Origin of the sequence: Aeromonas media (assembly GCF_020423125.1) — a bacterium.
GTDB classification, from domain to species: domain Bacteria; phylum Pseudomonadota; class Gammaproteobacteria; order Enterobacterales; family Aeromonadaceae; genus Aeromonas; species Aeromonas media.
In genome coordinates, this window is record NZ_CP075564.1 from 3,387,867 (window position 1) to 3,406,317 (window position 18,451).

Sequence of the window (18,451 nt, forward strand, 5' to 3'; positions counted from 1 at the left end):
TTAACCTTCCAGTTCTATCTTGGTCAGGCACTCACGCAAGACCGGGCCGTACTCTGTCTTGCCGGGGCAGACGAAGGTACAGAGTGCCAGATCTTCCTCATCCAGCTCCAGGCAACCGAGCGCTTGTGCGCTGTCGGTGTCGCCGGAGACCAGATCCCGCAGCAGCAGGGTCGGCAGGATGTCGAGCGGCATCACGCGCTCATAGTTGCCGATAGGCACCATGGAGCGATCACTACCGTTGGTGGTGGTAGTGAAGTTGATGAGTTTGCCCTTCATCAGATGAGAGAGGGTGGTACGGGTGATCGAGAACTTGTCGGCACTGGGTTTGACCCAGCCCAGGAACTCTTTCTCACGACCTTCACCCAGTACGCTCACCTGATTGTGGTAACGACCCAGGTAGTCATGAACCCCTTCGGCCTTGGCACCGCTGAGCAGGGAACCGGAGATGATGCGATTCTCGTCCGCACGCAGCTCGTTGTTGGTCAGCTGGCTGATGCAGGCGCCCAGACGGGTACGCAGCAGACGCGGCTTGATCACGTTCGGGCCGGCCAGGGCGATCACCTTGTCGGTGAAGATCTGACCAGTGGTGAACAGCTTGCCGTAGGCGATCACATCCTGATAGTTGATGTGCCACTGCACTTTCTTGGCACCGACCGGATCCAGGAAGTGGATGTGGGTACCAGGCAGACCGGCAGGGTGCGGACCGACGAACACGGCTTCCTTGACCTGGGCCAGGGAGGCGTGCGGCAGGCTCGCCTCGCCCTTGCAGACGTGGACGGTGCCATCGGTCAGGCGGCTCAACACGGTCAGACCGTCGAGGAAGGCCTGGGCCTGTTCCTTGATGATGATCTCGGCGTTGGCGGCCAGCGGGTTGGTGTCCATGGCGGTGACGAAGATGGCACGCGGGGCAGAGCCCACGGCCGGCACCTTGCTGAATGGACGGGTACGCAATGCGGTCCATTGGCCTGATGCGACCAGGATCTCCTGCACCTTGCTGCGCTCGAGCTGTGCCAGCTCGGCAGACGCAAAGTGTTCAAAGGTCACCTGCTCGTCAGAACCATCGATGTCGATGACAACGGATTGCAGAACACGCTTGGCACCACGGTTGATCTCAGTAACCACACCGGTGGCAGGGGCCGTGAATTTAACGCCGGGATTCTTCTTATCTTCGAAGAGCTCCTGACCTTTAATGACGCGATCACCTACTTTGACGAACATAGTAGGACGCATCCCCACGAACTCTTCGCCGAGTGTAGCAACACGGGTGATGGCCGGGCCATCGTAGATTACTTGCTCCGGAGCACCCAGCACGGGGATGTCCAGTCCTCTTTTAATTGTAATCATACTCACTTGCACTACCGTTAAGGGAAGACAGGTTGGTTAGCGCCGAGAAATACATCACGACGAGTTGTTGAATGAGCCCGTCAACATCACGGAAAACTGTCGAAGAAACAAACAAATCAGCAACATACAGGATCATTCAAAAGCGCCTGAGTTTACCACCTTAAACAAGTCAGTCGCCACGCCAAATGGGGAAAATCCCCGTCCTATCACAAAATTAACCTCTACTGAATATTTCCCTTCCATCCCTGCAAGCCGTGGTTTTAAAGGATTTTTTGTTTTACTACCCATATGGAGGTGATTTTATCCGTCCCTGGAGTTGATTAGAAAAAGTAATCATTACCCTGATCCAATGCTCTCAGGTGCCGGCGGCTGGTGCCCCGGCCCCATCATGACAATTTTGTTGATTAATCGACAATTGGGTAATGAAAAGGTCAAAGGCTCAGGCAAAGGGGGACTTGCTGACACAGCCCGGGGTCTTGGGGGCCTGCTCCCGGGCCTGCCACTCCGCCTCGGTATAGGTATGCAGCGCCAACGCATGGATGGCCCCTGCCAGCTCCTCTGCCAGCACGCCGTTGACCTGACGATGGCGCCCCAGCAGGCGCTGCCCCTCAAAAGCCTGGCTCACCACTATGACCTTGAAGTGGCTCTCGGATCCCGGCTCCACCCTGTGCATGTAGCTCTCGTTGATCACTTCCAGATGACTGGGGGACAAGGCGGCGGCCAGTTTGGCCTCTATCTGTTGTTGCATGCTCACGGGCAAGACTCCCTCGTTGGATATCCGGCCATTGTAGCCAGGGTTGCATGCCGGATGCATCAGGCCCGCTTTAAATAGAAGGAGGCCGGGCGCCTACTCTCTGCGGGCTGGTGAAATTCTCCGTCGCCGCTAGAATAGCGCCACTTTCCCTGCCTGCCGGGCAACACGGTGCGGGCGGGCGTCATCTATCAGCAACACGTTGGACTCTTTCTTATGCAAACCCTGCTCGACACTGCCCATTGTCGTCTGACCCTGTATCGCTACCCACGGCAGAGCCAGGATCCCCTGCAGGCCTGGGATGCGGCGGACGAGTACCTGATCAACACATTGGCGGAGTCCCCTCTTGAACATGCTGGCCCCGTCATCATCATGAACGACGGCTTCGGCGTCCTGGCCGCCTTTCTGCACGGCCATGGCCCGGTCTGCGTGAGCGACTCCCATATCAGCGAACGGGCCACCCTGGCCAATCTGGCGGAGAACGGGCTGGATCCCGCACAGATAACCCTGCAGGACGCCCTGGCCCCGCTGCCCGCTGCCCCTGCACTGGTGGTGATCAAGGTCTCCAAGTATCAGGCGCTGCTGGAGCAGCAACTGCTGGCCCTGCGCGAGGTGGTCACCCCGGCCACTCGCATCCTGGCCGCCGGCAAAGCCAAGGACATCCACAGCTCCACCCTCAAGCTGTTCGAGAAGTATCTGGGGGAGACCCGCACCTCGCTCGCCTGGAAGAAGGCGCGCCTCATTCACTGCGAGCCGCAGGCCGAGCGCCCTGCCCTGTCCAGTCCGTTCCCGACCGTCTGGCCGCTGGAGGGCACCAACATGCTCATTCACAACCATGCCAACGTGTTTTCGCGCACCAGCCTGGATATAGGCGCCCGCTTCATGCTGGACAATTTGCCGATCCACAGCGCGCGCAAGGTGATAGACCTGGGCTGCGGCAACGGGGTGCTGGGTCTCTCGCTGCTGGCAAAAGACAGCGAGGTGGAGGTGACCTTCATCGACGAATCCCACATGGCGGTCGCCTCGGCGCGCCTCAACGTCGAGCACAACCTGCCGGCTGCCCTGCCGCGGGCCCACTTCCTGGTCAACAACTGTCTCGACGATGTAGCGGTCGGAGCGGCGGACAGGATCCTCTGCAATCCCCCCTTCCATCAGTTGCAGGCGATCACCGATCACATCGCCTGGCAGATGTTCACCGACGCACACCGGGTGTTGCCTCAGGGGGGTGAACTCTGGATAGTAGGCAACCGTCATCTGGACTATCACAACAAACTCAAGCGCTTGTTTGCCAACGCACAAGTCGTTGCGTCGAACAGCAAATTCGTTATTTTGAAAGCCATCAAACGCTAAAGGAAACCCATGATGAAAAAGTCACTCTTGCTGCTGGCCGCCCTGGTGCTGGGCGGTTGTGCCACCCACTGGCCGGAGACGGCGCTGCTCAATCCGCAAGTCATCCCCTCCAACCAGCAGTACTACTCTGGCAACCGCATCACCATGGAAGGGGTGGACAAGCGCGAGGCCGCCTATGTCTTCTCCATCAAGAAGAAAGAGAAGGCCCCCGTGCTGGTCAACAGCAGTCAGCCCCTCAACAACCTGCTGGCGGAAAAGCTGGCGGAAGGGCTGCGCAGCCAGGGTCTCGAAGTGGGCAACAGCGGCACCACCAACCTGACCCTGGCCATTTCCACCGCCGCCGTCACCGTGGAAGAGAAGACCTTCACCTATGTCACCAAGTCCAAGGTCAGCCTGCAGGTGATCGCCGACTTCCAGGGCAACAGACTGACCAAGCAGTTCAACATGTCTTCCAGCAAGGAAGAGCCGGGTGAGCCGACCATGGCCGACCTGGAGTCCATCCTGAACCAGCAACTGGGCAGCGTGCTGCAACAGATCATGGCTGACGAGGCGCTGCGCGGTTATCTCAAAGGCCAGCCGAGCTGAGCAAGGAGCATATAAATGAAGACTCTCTGGTTACTGGCCACCCTGATCGCCCCCCTGGCGTTCGCCGGACAAAAAGTCCAGATGGAGACCAACCACGGCAACATAGTGGTGGAGCTGGCCCCCAAGCAGGCGCCACAGACGGTGAAGAACTTCCTGCGCTACGTGGCGGATGGCAGCTATGACGGCAGCCTGTTCCACCGGGTGATCCAGAACTTCGTGGTGCAGGGCGGGGGCTACAACCAGCAGTTCCAGCCCCTGCCGACCTTCGACCCCGTGGTCAACGAGTCCAGGGGCGGCCTGCCCAACAAGCGTGGCAGCATCGCCATGGCCCGCACCCAGGCGGTCGACAGCGCCACCCGCCAGTTCTACTTCAACCTGGTGGACAACGACAACCTCAACGCCAATGCCGGCGCCGGTTACACGGTGTTCGGCCAGGTGGTGCAGGGCATGGAGGTGCTGGACAAGCTGGCTCAGGTGCAGACCGGCTACAGCTCCATCCTGCGTGCCAATGACGTGCCGACCAGCCCCATCATCCTGAAAAAAGTGGTGCTGCTGGCGGACAAATAACGCGGGGCGGATCACATTCTGCCACGACCTGACCCGGGTCACCGGCGCCCCTTTTCTATACTCTGGCCTTGTCCTGTGTGTGCGGGACATGGCCAGGTAGAGAGAGGAGGTTCCGGTGACTTGTCACGATTACATTGCCCAACATGCCATTGTGCTGGCCCAGGCGGTTCGTCACTTTTTGGCACGGGAAATTCCTTATCGACAGCTCGAGGATCTGAGCTGGCAACTCCTCTCCCACTGGCAGGCACTGCCCGCCATCCCGATTGACAAAGAGCCCGCCACCGAGCAGGAGGGGGTGTTCTGGCACCTGCTCCACAGCCTGCACCTGTGGGACGAGCATCAGCTCGTCACCGACACCTGGCTGCGTCAGCAACTGATGGCCTGCGCCACCTTCCTCGTGACCGAGGGGCCCTGTCCTCGTCACTGCATCGGCTCACGCCCCTGAATCCCGGGCCGCCCCGTTCGGCTTGCCTTGGCTATCCCCCTCGAACCTGACAAAATGACCCCCTTTTCTCTGAGGAGTCAGGCAGTTGAACAATCTCCGCCCGCCCAGCCATACCCCGGACCGCGCCACAAGCTGGCGAGACGCCCTCGCCGTCTATCTGGAAGCACGGGTACTCACTCTGTTTGCCATGGGCTTCTCCTCCGGCCTGCCCTTGCTGCTGGTGTTCGGCACCCTCTCCTTCTGGCTGCGCGAAGCCGATGTCAGCCTGACCGACATCGGCTACATGAGCTGGGTGGCGCTGGCCTATGGCTTCAAGTGGCTGTGGTCTCCCCTGGTGGATCGACTGCCGTTGCCGCTGCTCTCCCGGTTGCTGGGACGGCGACGCAGCTGGATGCTGCTCTCCCAGGTGCTGATCGCCCTCTCCCTGGTGGGCATGGCCTATTGCGATCCCAAGACCCAGCTCGCCCAGCTCGCCCTGTTCGCCCTGCTGGTGGCGTTTTGCTCTGCGACACAGGATATCGTCATCGATGCCTACCGCATCGAGTCGGCCCCCGAGCGCCTGCAGGCGGCCATGGCGGCCTCCTACATGACGGGTTACCGGCTCGCGATGATAATGGCGGGGGCGGGGGCGCTGGCGCTGGCGGCCTGGCTTGGCAGCAACGACAGCTACGACTACCGCGGCTGGCAGCTCACCTACCTGCTGATGGCGGGACTCATGTCCCTCGGCGTCATCACCACACTGCTCAGCCACGAGCCGGATATCGACCTCCATCGCCAGAACGAGCAACAGATGGAGCGCAAGGCGCTGCTGCTCGAGCGGGGTTGGCCCAGGACCCTGGCCGGGCTGGGCGCCTGGACCTATGAAGCCATCTGGTGCCCCTTTGCCGATTTCTTCCGTCGCTACGGCGGCTCGGCCCTGCTGATCCTGGGGCTCATCGCCTGTTATCGCATCTCGGATGTGGTGATGGGGGTGATGTCCAACAGCTTCTATGTGGATCTGCAGTTCAGCAAGACGGAGGTGGCCACCATCACCAAGGTGTATGGCGTCATCATGACGCTGGTGGGGGCGGCCCTGGGGGGCGTGTTGGTGATGCGCTTCGGTACCCTGCGCATCCTGTTTCTCGGCGCCGTGCTCACCGCCAGCACCAATCTGCTGTTCGCCCTGCTCAACGAGGTAGGTCACGATCTGGAGCTGCTGACCCTGATCATCTCCCTGGACAACCTCAGCGCCGGCATTGCGACGGCGGCCTTCGTGACCTATCTGTCGAGCCTGACCAACGTCGCCTTCTCGGCGACCCAGTACGCCCTGTTCAGCTCCATCATGTTGCTGATGCCCAAGCTGCTGGCGGGTTTTTCCGGTCAGGTGGTCGAGCTGATCGGCTACAGCAGCTTCTTCGTCGGCACCAGTCTGCTCGGCATTCCGGTCATGATACTGATCATCATGGTTGCCAAACGAGGCGATGCTTTGTTACCACAAGCGGACAAATAGCAAGCGTTTGCGCCATTTTGGGGGTGATTAGATTCACAAAACCGGACAAAGTTCCCTGGCTCTTGTTTATCCGATGAATTTATTTGGCTAGAATCCCTTCCGCTCCTTGTGGGCAGGCTACGGAAAACCTCAACTAACGCACAAGAGACCAATAAAATGGCCAAATTTACCAAGACTCTGATCGCTGCCGGTCTGCTGGCTGCATCCGCCACTCCGGCCTTTGCTGCCGATTACAGCGGCGACATCCACAAGAACGACTACAAGTGGTTCCAGTTCAACGTGATGCACACCATCGATCAGCTGCCCTACAGCGAATCTGAAGGTGGTTACAACGATACCTACTTCGAAATGGAGTTTGGTGGCCGCTCTGGTATCTTCGATCTGTACGGTTACGTTGACGTGTTCGACATCTTCCAGAACCGTCACGACGACAAACACAACCAAGACAACCTGTTCATCAAGTTCGCACCGCGTATCTCCATCGATGCCATGACCGGCAAAGATCTCTCCTTCGGCCCGGTGCAGGAAGTCTACATCGCCAACCTGATCAACGTAGGTGGTCCGGATGGTCTGTTTGAAGCCATGACCGGTCTGGGTGCAGACGTACAAGTGCCCTGGTTCGGCAAGGTTGGCATGAACCTGTATGCCCGTCACGTCAACGAAGGCGGCGGCGAGCAGGGCTGGAACGGCTATCAGTTCTCCATGAACTGGTTCAAGCCTTTCTACACCTTCTCCAACGGCAGCTTCGTAGCCTATCAGGGCTACCTGGATCACCTGTTTGATGCCAAGGACACTTCCACCGACGGTACCGCCATGTTCAACGGCCTGTACTGGCACTCCGACCGCTACGCCGTCGGTTACGGTCTGAAGTACTTCAACGACATCTATGGCATCCAGAACGGTTCCTACGGTCTGAAGACCACTGGTTTCGGCCACTACTTCTCCGTGACCTACAAGTTCTAATCGAACTCGTTACACGGACACAAAAAACCGGAGCAGCTGCTCCGGTTTTTTTATGGCGCTTCGTCGATGAGGGGGAATGGCCAAGGCCCTCCCCCCTTCATCATCAATCGCGGAAGTTCTGGAACTGCATCGGCTGACCCAGCTCGGCGCCACGCACCAGTGCCATGGCTTCCTGCAGATCGTCACGCTTCTTGCCGGTGACACGCACTTCGTCGCCCTGAATGGCGGCCTGCACCTTGATCTTGGAATCCTTGATAAGCTTCACCACCTTCTTGGCGGTCTCTTTCTCGATCCCCTGCTTGAACTTCACCGTCAGGTGGAAACGCTTGCCGGAGTGAACGCTGTCACCCACGTCCATCGAGCTGTTCTCGATGTTGCGCTTGAGCAGGGCTGCGCGCAGGATCTCGACCATCTGCTTGAGCTGGAAATCCGCATCGGCTTCCAGCTTGACCTCTTCCTTGTTCAATTCGAAGCTGGCTTCTACACCACGAAAATCGAAACGGGTCGCCAGTTCACGATTGGCGTTATCGACGGCGTTCAACACCTCGTTCATTTTGACTTCAGAGACAATATCGAATGACGGCATAGCCGGGCTCCTCATGCTGTACTTCAGGTTGTGCTGACAAAGGGGCAAATCTACCAGAAAATGGGCAAATTTGCTGATTTCGATGGGATTGCTCTGCTAGAATCCCAAGCGCACAGGAATGGCGAGACCCGTTAGTGTCCGCCTAGCGACATCTTCACTTATCCCCGGTAGCGGGTTGTTCGGAATGCAGCCACTACCCTGATTGAGCCTCTCCATGCCAAGCGGATTACGCGACAACAACCTGAAAAACAGCCGACACCCCTCCTCCCCCCGATGGTCCTTGCTGGGCTGTGGTGCCCTGGGCGGCGTCTTCGCCTCCTTGCTGACCCAAAGTGGCCAGCCGACCCGTGTCCTGCTGAGCGAGCGGCACCGCGCCACCCTGCACCCCGGCATCGATTTCACCTCCCTCGAGGGCCACACTCAGCTGCTCGCCATCGAGCGGGGCTTCATCGACAAGCCCGGCGCCATCCAGCGACTGTTGGTAATGACCAAGGCGGGTCAGGTGGTGTCGGCCCTGACGCCCCTGGCAGGCAAGCTGGCGGCAGGGGTTCCCATCGTGCTGCTGCACAATGGCATGGGGATAGCCGAACAGGTGGTGCAGCTGTTTCCGCATAACCCCGTCATTGCCGGTGTCACCAGCCACGGCGCCATGCGCTGCGGTCACTTCGTGTTCCGCCACACCGGCAAGGGCGAAACCTGGCTCGGCCCGGTCAACGATGCGGCCATAGCCTATTCTCATCTGGCCGACGAACTTGCCCTTGCTCTCGGCCAGGCCGGCTGGGATGAGCAGATCCTGACTCGCCAGTGGCAGAAACTCGCCATCAACTGCGCTATCAATCCGCTCACGGCGCTTTACAAGCTCAAAAATGGTGAGCTGGCCGGCCCACGCTTCGCCGATGCCCTGCAACAGATCTGCGTGGAAGTGGCAGACGTGATGCAGGCTGAAGGCCAACCGGCCAACCGCGACGAGCTGTTGCGCCGGGTGATGATGGTGGTGGAGCTCACCGCCGACAATTACTCTTCCATGTATCAGGACATGGAGCAGGGGCGCGAGACCGAGATCGAGTCCATCACCGGTTTCCTGCTTGGCAAGGCCGCCGCCCACGGCATCGCGGTGCCGGTCAATCAGGGTCTCTATCAGGCCGTCAAAGAGAAGCGCTGAGCCCGGGATCGCGGGCGGCAGACTAAGGAGTGCAGGATGACCGCATTGGTTTTGGTAGCCCCGGGGTCGGAGGAGATCGAGACGGTCGCCATCGTCGACACCCTGGTGCGCGGCGGCATAGAGGTGGTGCTGGCCTCTTGCTGCCCCACTGGAGCGCGTCAGATCTGCGCCTCCCGCGGCGTACAGATCGTGGCCGATTGCCACCTCGACGAGCTGACGACCCGCGACTTCGAACTCATCGTCGTGCCAGGTGGCCTGCCCGGCAGCGAGGTGATCCGCGATACGCCGCTCGCCATCGACCTGCTGAGGGAGCAGGCGGCGCTGGGCCGCTGGCGCGCGGCCATCTGCGCCGCCCCCGCAGTGGTGCTGTACCATCACGGCTTGCTGGGGGATGCCAGCGCCACCTGCCATCCCGGCTTTCAGGCCCGCCTGCCCGCCGCGCAACTGAGCACGGCCCGGGTGGTGCGGGATGATGCCCATCGTCTCATCACCAGCCAGGGCCCGGGCACCGCCATCGAGTTTGCCCTCGAGCTGGTGCGGGTGTTGCGCGGTGACGAAGCCGCCCGTGCGGTAGCCGAGCCCATGGTGTTGCCATAACAGCGAAGATTGTGGATACAACTGGTTAGCTAGTTGACTGGTTTTATATCTGTTTTGGGCTGCTTGGCACGGTAGGAGTCCATGATGGGAGCCCAATCCATGCCGAGTGGCACCGGGTATTGCTTGAATAACTCGCCATATTCTTTGTCAAAGTTACGAATGGTGACTACGTATTGGCTTGTTCCTATAGGGTACTTTTTATCACGCCAATCGTCCGTCACCTCTTCGGCAATACCACGAGTAAGCAACAAATCAGGGCTCAGTCGCAGTCCCCCTCCGGTGAGTACGACTTCAAAATAACCACCGGGAGCCAAACCGAAATAGAGGCGGTTTCGGCGATCATACCGCCCTTCAACTGCATAGACTTGACGCATCTGTTGCTCCAAATCGGCAGGTAAATTCACTTTGATACGGTAACGTTTGCGGTCATAGAGTGAAACCATTTCGATCACGGCTTTGTCGGGTATGGGGACGCCGTCCGTAGGCAAACCGCCGCCACCAGCCCAGTAATAACGGTGTCCTTTGATACGATCAGCAAGCAAACCGCCTGCCCCCCCTCCCGCCAAGCGGTCGGCATAAACCAACTCACCACCACGATAAAACTCAGTCTTGGTATTTGTCGTTTTGTCGATATTGCTACCAGTACCATAGCGCCAAGAAAAGGGTTTAATCGGTGTCTCAGTCGCACAGGCAAGCAAGGGGCAGAGCATGCCCAAGATCCACATCCATCGCTTGAACATCATTACCCCTTATTACCTATCAGCTCACGTCTCTCTTTGCTGATAGTAGATTCGTATTTATTGATATTGGCCGGGTTAGCTATACCCTGACTACTGGCACTGTGATGCAGATAGTCACGACGCAGAGCCTTATAGGAATCCGGTGACAGCTGATAGGCCAGATTTTTGGACACTCCCTGATTAATTGCTGCATGGGACAAGATTTGATCCAATTTCTCCAGATCTTCGGTAGGTAGTTTTATAGCTGAAGAATCCAATCGTAAATCATTCGCTGTGGGATCCCATTCCTTAAACGGTACTCCTACGGCTCGACCTGCTTCTACCATCATATGCAGCGGGATACGGGAATACTCACCCTCCACTACCCGATTCATCAAGACCTCGACATAAACTGATTTCTTGCCTGGACCAGTGCTATTTTTTCCCTCAGGACGGCGGAAGGAATAAGGTTTCAAGCTAATGACCCCAAGTGGTGGCACTGCACCACGGGGCAAGTTGGGATTAATGCGATCTACCCATCCCATGGCTCGTTTTTCTTCCGCGTAAGCCTTGGCCTGAAAATAAGCACGACTCGCAGCATCTGGTATATTGACGCTTTCGATACTCATAAAACGCTCTAGGGAAGGTGCGAATAAGCGGGGAAATTCTTCTCGGCTGACTCAGTCATTTCATTTTTTCAGTTTGAGCCGATCTTTTCTCCCGTAAATGCCTTGAATCAGCCTATTTAGACCGTTTCTTCGCCATTTAAGGCGTTATTCCCAGTTTTTAGTGAGATCTCTCCCACTGACGTATCATTTGGTCCGCCCGAAACAGGTTGGCCAGCGTGAATAACATCGCCAGTTGGTTATCGTTTTTCAGCAACCCCTTGTATCTGGCTTTCACGAAGCCGAACTGTCGCTTGATGATGCGAAATGGGTGCTCCACCTTGGCCCGGATGCTGGCTTTCATGTATTCGATGTTGATGGCCGTTTTGTTCTTGCGTGGATGCTGTTTCAAGGTTCTTACCTTGCCGGGGCGCTCGGCGATCAGCCAGTCCACATCCACCTCGGCCAGCTCCTCGCGCTGTGGCGCCCCTTGGTAGCCGGCATCGGCTGAGACAAATTGCTCCTCTCCATGCAGCAGATTACCCAGCTGATTGAGGTCATGCTCGTTGGCCGCGGTGGTGACTAGGCTGTGGGTCAGGCCACTCTTGGCATCGACACCAATGTGGGCCTTCATGCCAAAGTGCCACTGATTGCCTTTCTTGGTCTGATGCATCTGCGGATCGCGTTGCTGCTCTTTGTTCTTGGTCGAGCTGGGTGCCTCAATGATGGTGGCATCGACCAAGGTGCCTTGAGTCATCATGACGCCTGCTTCGGCCAGCCAGCGATTGATGGTCTTGAACAATTGGCGGGCCAGTTGATGCTGCTCCAGCAGGTGGCGGAAATTCATGATGGTGGTGCGGTCCGGCAAGGCGCTATCCAGGGATAACCGGGCAAACAGACGGATGGAGGCGATTTCGTACAGAGCATCTTCCATCGCGCCATCGCTCAGGTTGTACCAATGCTGCATGCAGTGAATGCGTAGCATGGTTTCCAGCGGATAAGGTCGCCGGCCATTACCAGCCTTGGGATAAAACGGCTCGATGACTTCCACCATGTTTTGCCATGGCAGAATCTGCTCCATGCGGGACAAGAAAATCTCTTTTCTAGTCTGACGGCGCTTACTGCTGAATTCACTGTCGGCGAAGGTGAGCTGATGACTCATGATGAACCCTTTTTCATGGCTCCAGATGACAAACATGATCTCATATCAGGGACTTGTTCGCACCTTCCCTAGTTCAATGCACTCAGTCAGTGCGGGATCGCTATTAGGATTACCCAAGCTCCAACGGCTATAATAGCCCCCCCCTATATCCGAGTGTGCTCCAGGTAGGGCTAGCTCAGTAAAGTGTGCCGGGATACTGGTACCCGCCGAATCCGATGTAATGCGCGATAGCGGGAAGTGTTTACGTACTTCATCCAGTGCAGTGATGTGTACCACTCGTTTGGCACAGTCAGCTTTGAGCTGAACATTGACGTTGGTGTTAAAAGAGGAAACGACAGCATCGAACAGGCCGACGAAGGTAAAGCGAACATCGTCCCGACTAGCCCAATCAAACCCAGCCTTGAGTCGGATATCTGAGTTACTAGCAATAGCTTGCGCCAAGAGATGATCGGCCTTCTGATCGATCACATTGACAAAGTGGCGGGCTGCGGCGGCACCTCGGCTAAAACCGAATACATCGAACTCAATGCGATGGATGCAGTCGATACTTGGTAAAACATCACGAAGATCATCGTGGATACCCATCAGAATTGTATCTGTACAAGCTAGCGTCACTTTGCCAATGATGGATGTGTTCTCCCCACCAAAGTCGAGATCCAATCCTTGGGTTAGGGTATCGTCAGAGCGATATTCAGGACCATTGTCTCCCGCAATTGGATCACGAGTCCCAATACCACAGATATAGCTGTGAGCCACCAACGGGCCTGCTGCGATGTCATATTGCTCGAATAGCTTGCCCACATTGGTCACATCATTGGCCGAGCTTCCTTCAACCGGGCTCTGTCCCATCTGACAACCACGCAACTCCTTCTCCCGCTGCGCGGGGTCTGAACAGGTCTCCAGCAACCACTTCTCAACCTTTTGTAATCCGGCCTGGGCATTGCGGGTATTGTTCCCAGTACCATCGAAGAACACCCCGATCCGCAGAGTGTTGATTTGATAACCTTTCACCTCAATGACATAGGAATGCTTGGTAAAAAAGCGGGCATTGCCAGCCTTGCCCTTCTGGTGAGCCTCAGGCAGCGGGGTTGGCGGTTCACTCTGGCTGAGGTCCCCCGTGGTCACCTTGATATGCTCTCGTTTGACGTCGCAGTGCCCGAGTAACTTGTCTGTATAGGCGGGTACCTGTGTGGTCTCACCCTCCTTGAGGGCCTCACGGGACTGCGCCGCCTTGAGCCAGGCTGGAGTCTCGATTTTTACTGTCACCGGGCCAACTGCAAACCCTCGCACCAAGGTGGGCCCATCTTTCAGGGTGACCATCTCTGACTTGCCGGTTTCGTCTGTCACAGTGACCTTGAGCCCCTTGAACGAGCAATTGTGCTCATCGCGAATGTCTACCTCTATCCAGTTATCATAACGTTCGCAAGGGATACAGTGGGGATCTGCCGCCATCAGGATACTCCTGTCAATTCGTGATGTTTGTTCAGCCAGTTGGCTACCTGAACCAGCTCATCGTCAGTCAGCATCAATGGTCCCCGTATCTCTTCAAGAGCCAGATTGGCCTGCAAGGCCAAGGCGCCAGCCACCACACCATCGCGCACATCCTCTTGCAGCCCATCCTGATTGGCCTGTTTGAGTGCGGTTAAAATGGTCCCGGCCGGGTCAGGATGGCGCTCCATCATAGCCGTCATGGTCTGCCATAACCGCCGCCGCAAGATGTAGGCATGACGGTTCTCGTCGTAGAGTCCAACCAGATGATTAGACCGGATATGAAACCAGGGGGTTTGCAATGCGGGTTGGAACCGGGCATGAGGCGTGCGAGAGAAGGCCTTGCCATGGATCCAGAGCCCGGAACAGGGCCCCAGCACACTATCGCGTTCATCAGGGGTCATGGCGCTGAGCATGGGCAAGAAAATGCGTGGGTCAGAGAAACGAAACCAGACCGCCTCTCCATCGCGTATCGCTTCTATCAGGCTCTGCCAATGGCGGCGGATCAGCTCCACTGATTGGTCGCTGATCAGGTAGAAGCCGCTCAGGGCAGGATTGGCAGTCATGAACTCAGTGGAAGGTGCAGGTAGCAACCAGGGCCCCAACGCAGACTGCTCATCGAAAGCGGTACCGGCAAAAAGTGGATTGGCATTCTCTCCATCATAGGTATAGAAATCTGCCACGGCTGACGCCGCTAGCGCTCCATCGATGACGGCATATATTTCACCCGCTTGCTCGCCAGCGAGCCAATCAGATAACGTCATAATACGGATACCTCGATCAGTCGCTTGATCCTGCTGCGGTTATCCGATGCATTGTCAGAGGTTGGAATTGTATTGAGCAAGGTATCGAAATCACCGCTCATGGAAGAAACCACTCGATCGACCCTTAGCCTGGTCTGCGTCGGAAACAGCATTTCCGCTTCCCCCTTGAAGTGCGCTGCGTCTCCCAGCAGACGACCACCATGACCGGCAGGCAGGCGGATCTTCAACAAGGTATCGTTGACCCAGGCCTTGTCCGGTGAGGTACTCATGAATCCTGACTCAACAACGATATTGCCCACCCCTGTGAACTGATCTTTCAGGGCTGCAAGCTCCGGCTTGTCCAGCGCCAGTCCCCGGTAGACGAAAGACAAATCAGGTGAAGCCGGCAATTTCGCCAGACCAGCCTCCACATCGGCAACATAGGCCTTCATTGCCTGGTCAAACTCACTCGCAGATATCGGCTCATCATTCAAATAGCTGCGACTAAGCAGGGTATCTATGGCCTCTCGCTGCTTATAGGGGCGATCCCGCAAATAGTTATTGAGCAGCGTGTACCCCTGCGCCGAATAGTATCTGAGCGCTTCATCCGCTTTGGATATCTCTACCGTCGCCCACTTCCTTGCCGGCTTTTTGCCCTCCCCTTTGGCCGCAACAGGTGGTGGTGGCGGTGGCATCGATGGCCCTCCGGCAAGCTGGGGTGGCGCGGGTGGTGGCACTGGTGGCCCCCCGGCAAACTGGGATGGGGCGGGTGGTGGTGGCGCGAGCGGACAAAACTTGGCCAGCGGTGCCATGGACTCCATACTCTTGTGAATGGTCGGGACTGGCAAAGTTGCCGGTGGTGGTGCTGGCACCTCGACATTGCCTGGCAGAATGGGGGCCTTGCCCCCCCAACCAGAGCCTGACCCCGGGCTGCCACCTGAGTTCATCTTGATGGAGCCGCCGGAAAGCGTGACTCCGCCGGCATCCAGCTTCACAAAGCTGCCGCCCACTTTGAGCGTCAGCTCGGCCCCCGCCTCCATCACGATTTTCATACCCGCCTTGTGGTGTACCTCGCTACCTGCATCAACCAGCAGGGACTGGCCGAGCTTCTGGTGCAGGCTGGCATCCACCGTCAGCGAGTAGTCGGCTTTTATCTGGTCGCGCTTCTCACCCTCCACCGTCAGATGGTCGTTGGCCTTGATGCGGGTCACCCGCTCATTGTCGATATCGGTGTGCAGGTCGTGCTTGATGTGCCAGGCGGCATCGTTCTCGATAAGCACGTTCAGGTTTTTCTGACCGTGGATATAAATCTCTTCCTTGCCAGCCTGGTCTTCAAAGCGCAGCTCGTTGAAGCCCTCGCCCTGGTGGGTCTCGGTACGCAGCACGGTGCGGGTCTTGTTAGCCGGCAACTCGTACGGTGGCCGGTTGGTGGCGTGGTAGGTGCGGCCGGTCACAATGGGCTGGTCGGGGTCCCCTTCCAGAAAGCTCACGATGACCTCGTGACCGATGCGTGGGATGGCCATCATGCCGTATTGGCCGCCCGCCCACCCCTGGCTCACCCGCACCCAGCAGGAACTCTGGTCGTTGCTCGAGCCGTAGCGGTCCCACGGGAATTGCAGCTTCACCCGGCCGTGCTCATCGCAGTAAATCTCCTCCCCGTCGGGGCCGACCACCATGGCGATTTGCGGGCCATCAACCATCGGTTTGTGAGGGGCCTCGGAGCTGCCGATGCGCGCACGCCAGGTGGTGCTCGCTTTCACCACCCCGAATTCGTTGTGATAGACGGTGGGGCCGCTGCCCCCCTCCTCTTCCAGCGCCTGCGGCTGTTCGCCGGTGTGGCTGATGCGCACCACTTGCCAATCAGTATTCAGGCTGCCGTTAGGGTGCTCGGTGAGAGCGAAAGTCTGGCCCGGCAGCAGGGCCGCGCAGTTGGACTTGCCACTGCCGGTGACGACGTCGTTGCGCAGGGCATCGAGTCGATGCTGGGCAAACGCCTTGCCGCTCGGGTCTTGCTTGTAGCGGCCCGGGAAATCGAAGTGCTGATAGGTGCTCCGCTGGTGTTCCAGCTCAGCTCCCACCTTTTTGTGCGAGAGGCCGTAGGCCGGGGTCTTGAAGCTGTAGTCTTTGAGCTCCACGTCGCTGGGACGCACCGCCTCCCGGTAGTGAAACTGGCGCACATAGGGGCCTTGTTCCAGCGAGCGGTTGCCGAGGTTGAAGAAGAGCGCGGGGCCGGAGGTCAGGGCCGCCGCGTCATCAGCAAACACGATACGATGCTTGCCTTGCTCGAATTCGTGGAAGTAGAACAAGCCTTCTTCTGCGGCCAATCGGTTGACAAAATCGAGGTCGGTCTCCCGGTACTGGACGCAGTATTCCCGCTGGGCGTGCTCGTTTTTCAGGGCAAAGGCATAATCGGTGATGCCGTGCTCTTGCAAGAGAATTGAGAGGATTTCATCGGGCTTTTGCGCCTGGAAGATACGGGAGTTCTGGCGAAGGGATAGCCGCCACAGCGCCGGTTTCACCTCCAGGGTGTAGCGGGTGCGGCGAAAGCCGCTGTCACCTTGGGCAAACTCACTCACCACACCGCACACCCGGCGCTGCAGCTCGCCGTTGTACCACACCAGCAGCTCGCACGGCTGGTCCAGCACGGCGCCAAAGTCGATGTCGGGCTGGCTGCTCGCCAGCTCCAGGCGCAGGTTGAATGGTTGGTTCAACCCCTCGTCCAGGGCAAACTCGACCACCACCAAGGTGCTCTCGGGCAGCGTCCCCACCTTGACGGTAAATTGTAATCCTGTGCTGTCTGCCATCAGTGACTCCTTATCCTGCCTGTCCGCTGCTTGCAACTATCACCACACCGCCGATGACGGCTCCCCGACTGGCAACCCGGTATCAAAAAACCCAGGACCAATACCTCCTCCCGAGAGGCTGCACGGACGGGGGATTGTCGTGGAGGCCAGTGAATCCCCCGGCCAGGCCACTGGCTTGCCATCCAGGAATAGATCCGGACTGGCGGCAACTATCAGGGAGGGATGAAAATCCTCGTACTCGGTGCCGATGCCACCGAGCAACCCAATAGTGGGACACATCACGGCTGGCCTCTGTTGTGTTTTGCCATAAAGCCGCCTTGTGGCCATATGGCAAAACACAAAAGATCCGACCACATCCGGTTGAACGGGTCGGAGAAAGCTTGCACGGGTATGGCGACCGCTGACACTGACGACGCCAGAACCCTGGGGCACTACAAAGGAATAACGTTGATAAAAAATCGGGGCTTATGCCTCGATGGGGGCACGCCAGTCATCGGCGCCAGAGGTGCCGGCCACTGTGTGTTCCCAGTCAATCTTGCGATAGGCCATGGAGACCTGGATCAGCTGGGTGAAGTCAGACTTCGCCGGATCCTGGCAGTGTGGCATCTGGCAGTCGATGTCGACGATGGTGGCATCGGTCAGCACGGTAGAGAAGAAGTGTTCCTGCTTGCCCTCCACCGAGGTGCGGTACCACTTCAGGGTCACTTTCGGCAGCATCTCGCCGGAAGCCAGGGAGTTGTACATCAGCGGGACGGCCTTGTTCAGGGCCACGGTGAACTTGAACGGCTTGTGGACACGCTGACCGGCGGGCTGGCCGGATTGCGGATCGGTCGGCACGGTAACGACGTGCTGGAACTCTTGGACCAGCATCTCGTCTTCGTGACCCTGCACGAAGATGTTGCCGACGGAATCGGAGGTGAAGGCACCAGCGGTGATGTTGCCCTGAGTTTTACCTTCGATGCTGATATAACATGGAGTTGGCATGAGTTTGCTCCTGATGGGTTGAACGGTAATGACACTCGACCGAAACCATTAGCAGTGACCATGCCATTCTTTTTAATTGAGCAATTTCAATAAGTTAACATCTCATC

General features: G+C 57.9%; 18 protein-coding genes and 1 pseudogene. 8 read left to right on the forward strand and 11 right to left on the reverse strand.

Going from position 1 to position 18,451, the window contains the following annotated elements:
* Together KI797_RS15545 and KI797_RS15550 are read right to left on the reverse strand one after the other, a co-directional pair.
* Nucleotides 1-1,344, reverse strand: a complete 1,344-nt coding sequence (locus tag KI797_RS15545; protein WP_041206271.1) for a Na(+)-translocating NADH-quinone reductase subunit A — start codon at nt 1,342-1,344, stop codon at nt 1-3.
* A 439-nt stretch (nt 1,345-1,783) separates the two neighbouring features.
* Nucleotides 1,784-2,092, reverse strand: coding sequence for a BolA family protein (locus KI797_RS15550; RefSeq protein ID WP_041204526.1), 309 nt, complete (start codon nt 2,090-2,092; stop codon nt 1,784-1,786).
* A gap of 219 nt (nt 2,093-2,311) precedes the next feature.
* Between KI797_RS15550 and KI797_RS15555 the strand changes: the two genes are divergently transcribed.
* From KI797_RS15555 to KI797_RS15580, 6 genes are all read left to right on the forward strand, one after another.
* The gene (locus tag KI797_RS15555) at nt 2,312-3,445 is read left to right on the forward strand and encodes a methyltransferase (RefSeq protein ID WP_226169970.1); all 1,134 of its coding nucleotides are present in this window, start codon (nt 2,312-2,314) and stop codon (nt 3,443-3,445) included.
* 12 nt (nt 3,446-3,457) lie between these two features.
* A complete protein-coding gene (locus KI797_RS15560) occupies nt 3,458-4,030 on the forward strand; it encodes a YajG family lipoprotein (protein WP_042649552.1) in 573 nt (190 codons plus the stop codon).
* Nucleotides 4,031-4,045: 15 nt separating this feature from the next.
* Entirely contained in the window at nt 4,046-4,597 is a 552-nt protein-coding gene (locus tag KI797_RS15565) for a peptidylprolyl isomerase (protein ID WP_005330697.1), read from the forward strand.
* Nucleotides 4,598-4,712: 115 nt separating this feature from the next.
* Nucleotides 4,713-5,042, forward strand: coding sequence for a hypothetical protein (locus tag KI797_RS15570; RefSeq protein ID WP_226169971.1), 330 nt, complete (start codon nt 4,713-4,715; stop codon nt 5,040-5,042).
* An 85-nt stretch (nt 5,043-5,127) separates the two neighbouring features.
* On the forward strand, nt 5,128-6,531 hold the full coding sequence (locus tag KI797_RS15575; RefSeq protein ID WP_404801066.1) for an AmpG family muropeptide MFS transporter: 1,404 nt from the start codon (nt 5,128-5,130) through the stop codon (nt 6,529-6,531).
* Nucleotides 6,532-6,687: 156 nt separating this feature from the next.
* Nucleotides 6,688-7,494, forward strand: a complete 807-nt coding sequence (locus KI797_RS15580) for a nucleoside-specific channel-forming Tsx family protein (RefSeq protein WP_005330693.1) — start codon at nt 6,688-6,690, stop codon at nt 7,492-7,494.
* A gap of 103 nt (nt 7,495-7,597) precedes the next feature.
* On the opposite strand, the gene KI797_RS15585 is transcribed toward KI797_RS15580, so the two are convergent.
* Nucleotides 7,598-8,080: a YajQ family cyclic di-GMP-binding protein gene (locus KI797_RS15585; RefSeq protein WP_041206278.1), complete on the reverse strand. Its 483-nt coding sequence runs from the start codon at nt 8,078-8,080 to the stop codon at nt 7,598-7,600.
* A gap of 214 nt (nt 8,081-8,294) precedes the next feature.
* Between KI797_RS15585 and KI797_RS15590 the strand changes: the two genes are divergently transcribed.
* A complete protein-coding gene (locus KI797_RS15590) occupies nt 8,295-9,242 on the forward strand; it encodes a ketopantoate reductase family protein (RefSeq protein WP_226169972.1) in 948 nt (315 codons plus the stop codon).
* Between the two features lie 36 nt (nt 9,243-9,278).
* Nucleotides 9,279-9,839, forward strand: coding sequence for a DJ-1 family glyoxalase III (locus KI797_RS15595; protein WP_226169973.1), 561 nt, complete (start codon nt 9,279-9,281; stop codon nt 9,837-9,839).
* Nucleotides 9,840-9,868: 29 nt separating this feature from the next.
* On the opposite strand, the gene KI797_RS15600 is transcribed toward KI797_RS15595, so the two are convergent.
* The 8 genes and pseudogenes from KI797_RS15600 to hcp1 all read right to left on the reverse strand — a co-directional run bounded on the left by KI797_RS15600 (nt 9,869) and on the right by hcp1 (nt 18,344).
* Nucleotides 9,869-10,564 carry a DUF2931 family protein gene (locus KI797_RS15600; RefSeq protein WP_226173136.1) on the reverse strand — a complete coding sequence of 232 codons (696 nt, stop codon included), beginning with the start codon at nt 10,562-10,564 and terminating at the stop codon, nt 9,869-9,871.
* A gap of 17 nt (nt 10,565-10,581) precedes the next feature.
* Complete coding sequence (locus KI797_RS15605; protein ID WP_226169974.1) at nt 10,582-11,187, reverse strand: hypothetical protein; 606 nt, start codon at nt 11,185-11,187, stop codon at nt 10,582-10,584.
* A 157-nt stretch (nt 11,188-11,344) separates the two neighbouring features.
* Nucleotides 11,345-12,325, reverse strand: a complete 981-nt coding sequence (locus KI797_RS15610; RefSeq protein ID WP_026141181.1) for an IS5-like element IS5 family transposase — start codon at nt 12,323-12,325, stop codon at nt 11,345-11,347.
* Nucleotides 12,326-12,370: 45 nt separating this feature from the next.
* Complete coding sequence (locus KI797_RS15615) at nt 12,371-13,777, reverse strand: phospholipase effector Tle1 domain-containing protein (protein ID WP_319003223.1); 1,407 nt, start codon at nt 13,775-13,777, stop codon at nt 12,371-12,373.
* On the reverse strand, nt 13,777-14,577 hold the full coding sequence (locus KI797_RS15620) for a DUF4123 domain-containing protein (RefSeq protein ID WP_226169975.1): 801 nt from the start codon (nt 14,575-14,577) through the stop codon (nt 13,777-13,779). Before KI797_RS15620 ends, KI797_RS15615 begins: the two co-directional genes overlap by 1 nt.
* The gene (locus KI797_RS21055; protein ID WP_317842681.1) at nt 14,574-15,377 is read right to left on the reverse strand and encodes an ADP-ribosyltransferase; all 804 of its coding nucleotides are present in this window, start codon (nt 15,375-15,377) and stop codon (nt 14,574-14,576) included. The genes KI797_RS15620 and KI797_RS21055 overlap by 4 nt, the downstream gene beginning before the upstream one ends.
* Nucleotides 15,354-17,360, reverse strand: a pseudogene (locus KI797_RS15625) (type VI secretion system Vgr family protein); the annotation flags it as partial. The gene KI797_RS21055 and the pseudogene KI797_RS15625, both read right to left, overlap by 24 nt.
* A gap of 465 nt (nt 17,361-17,825) precedes the next feature.
* Nucleotides 17,826-18,344, reverse strand: coding sequence for a type VI secretion system effector Hcp1 (gene hcp1, locus KI797_RS15630; RefSeq protein WP_005332563.1), 519 nt, complete (start codon nt 18,342-18,344; stop codon nt 17,826-17,828).
* Nucleotides 18,345-18,451 lie beyond the last annotated feature (107 nt).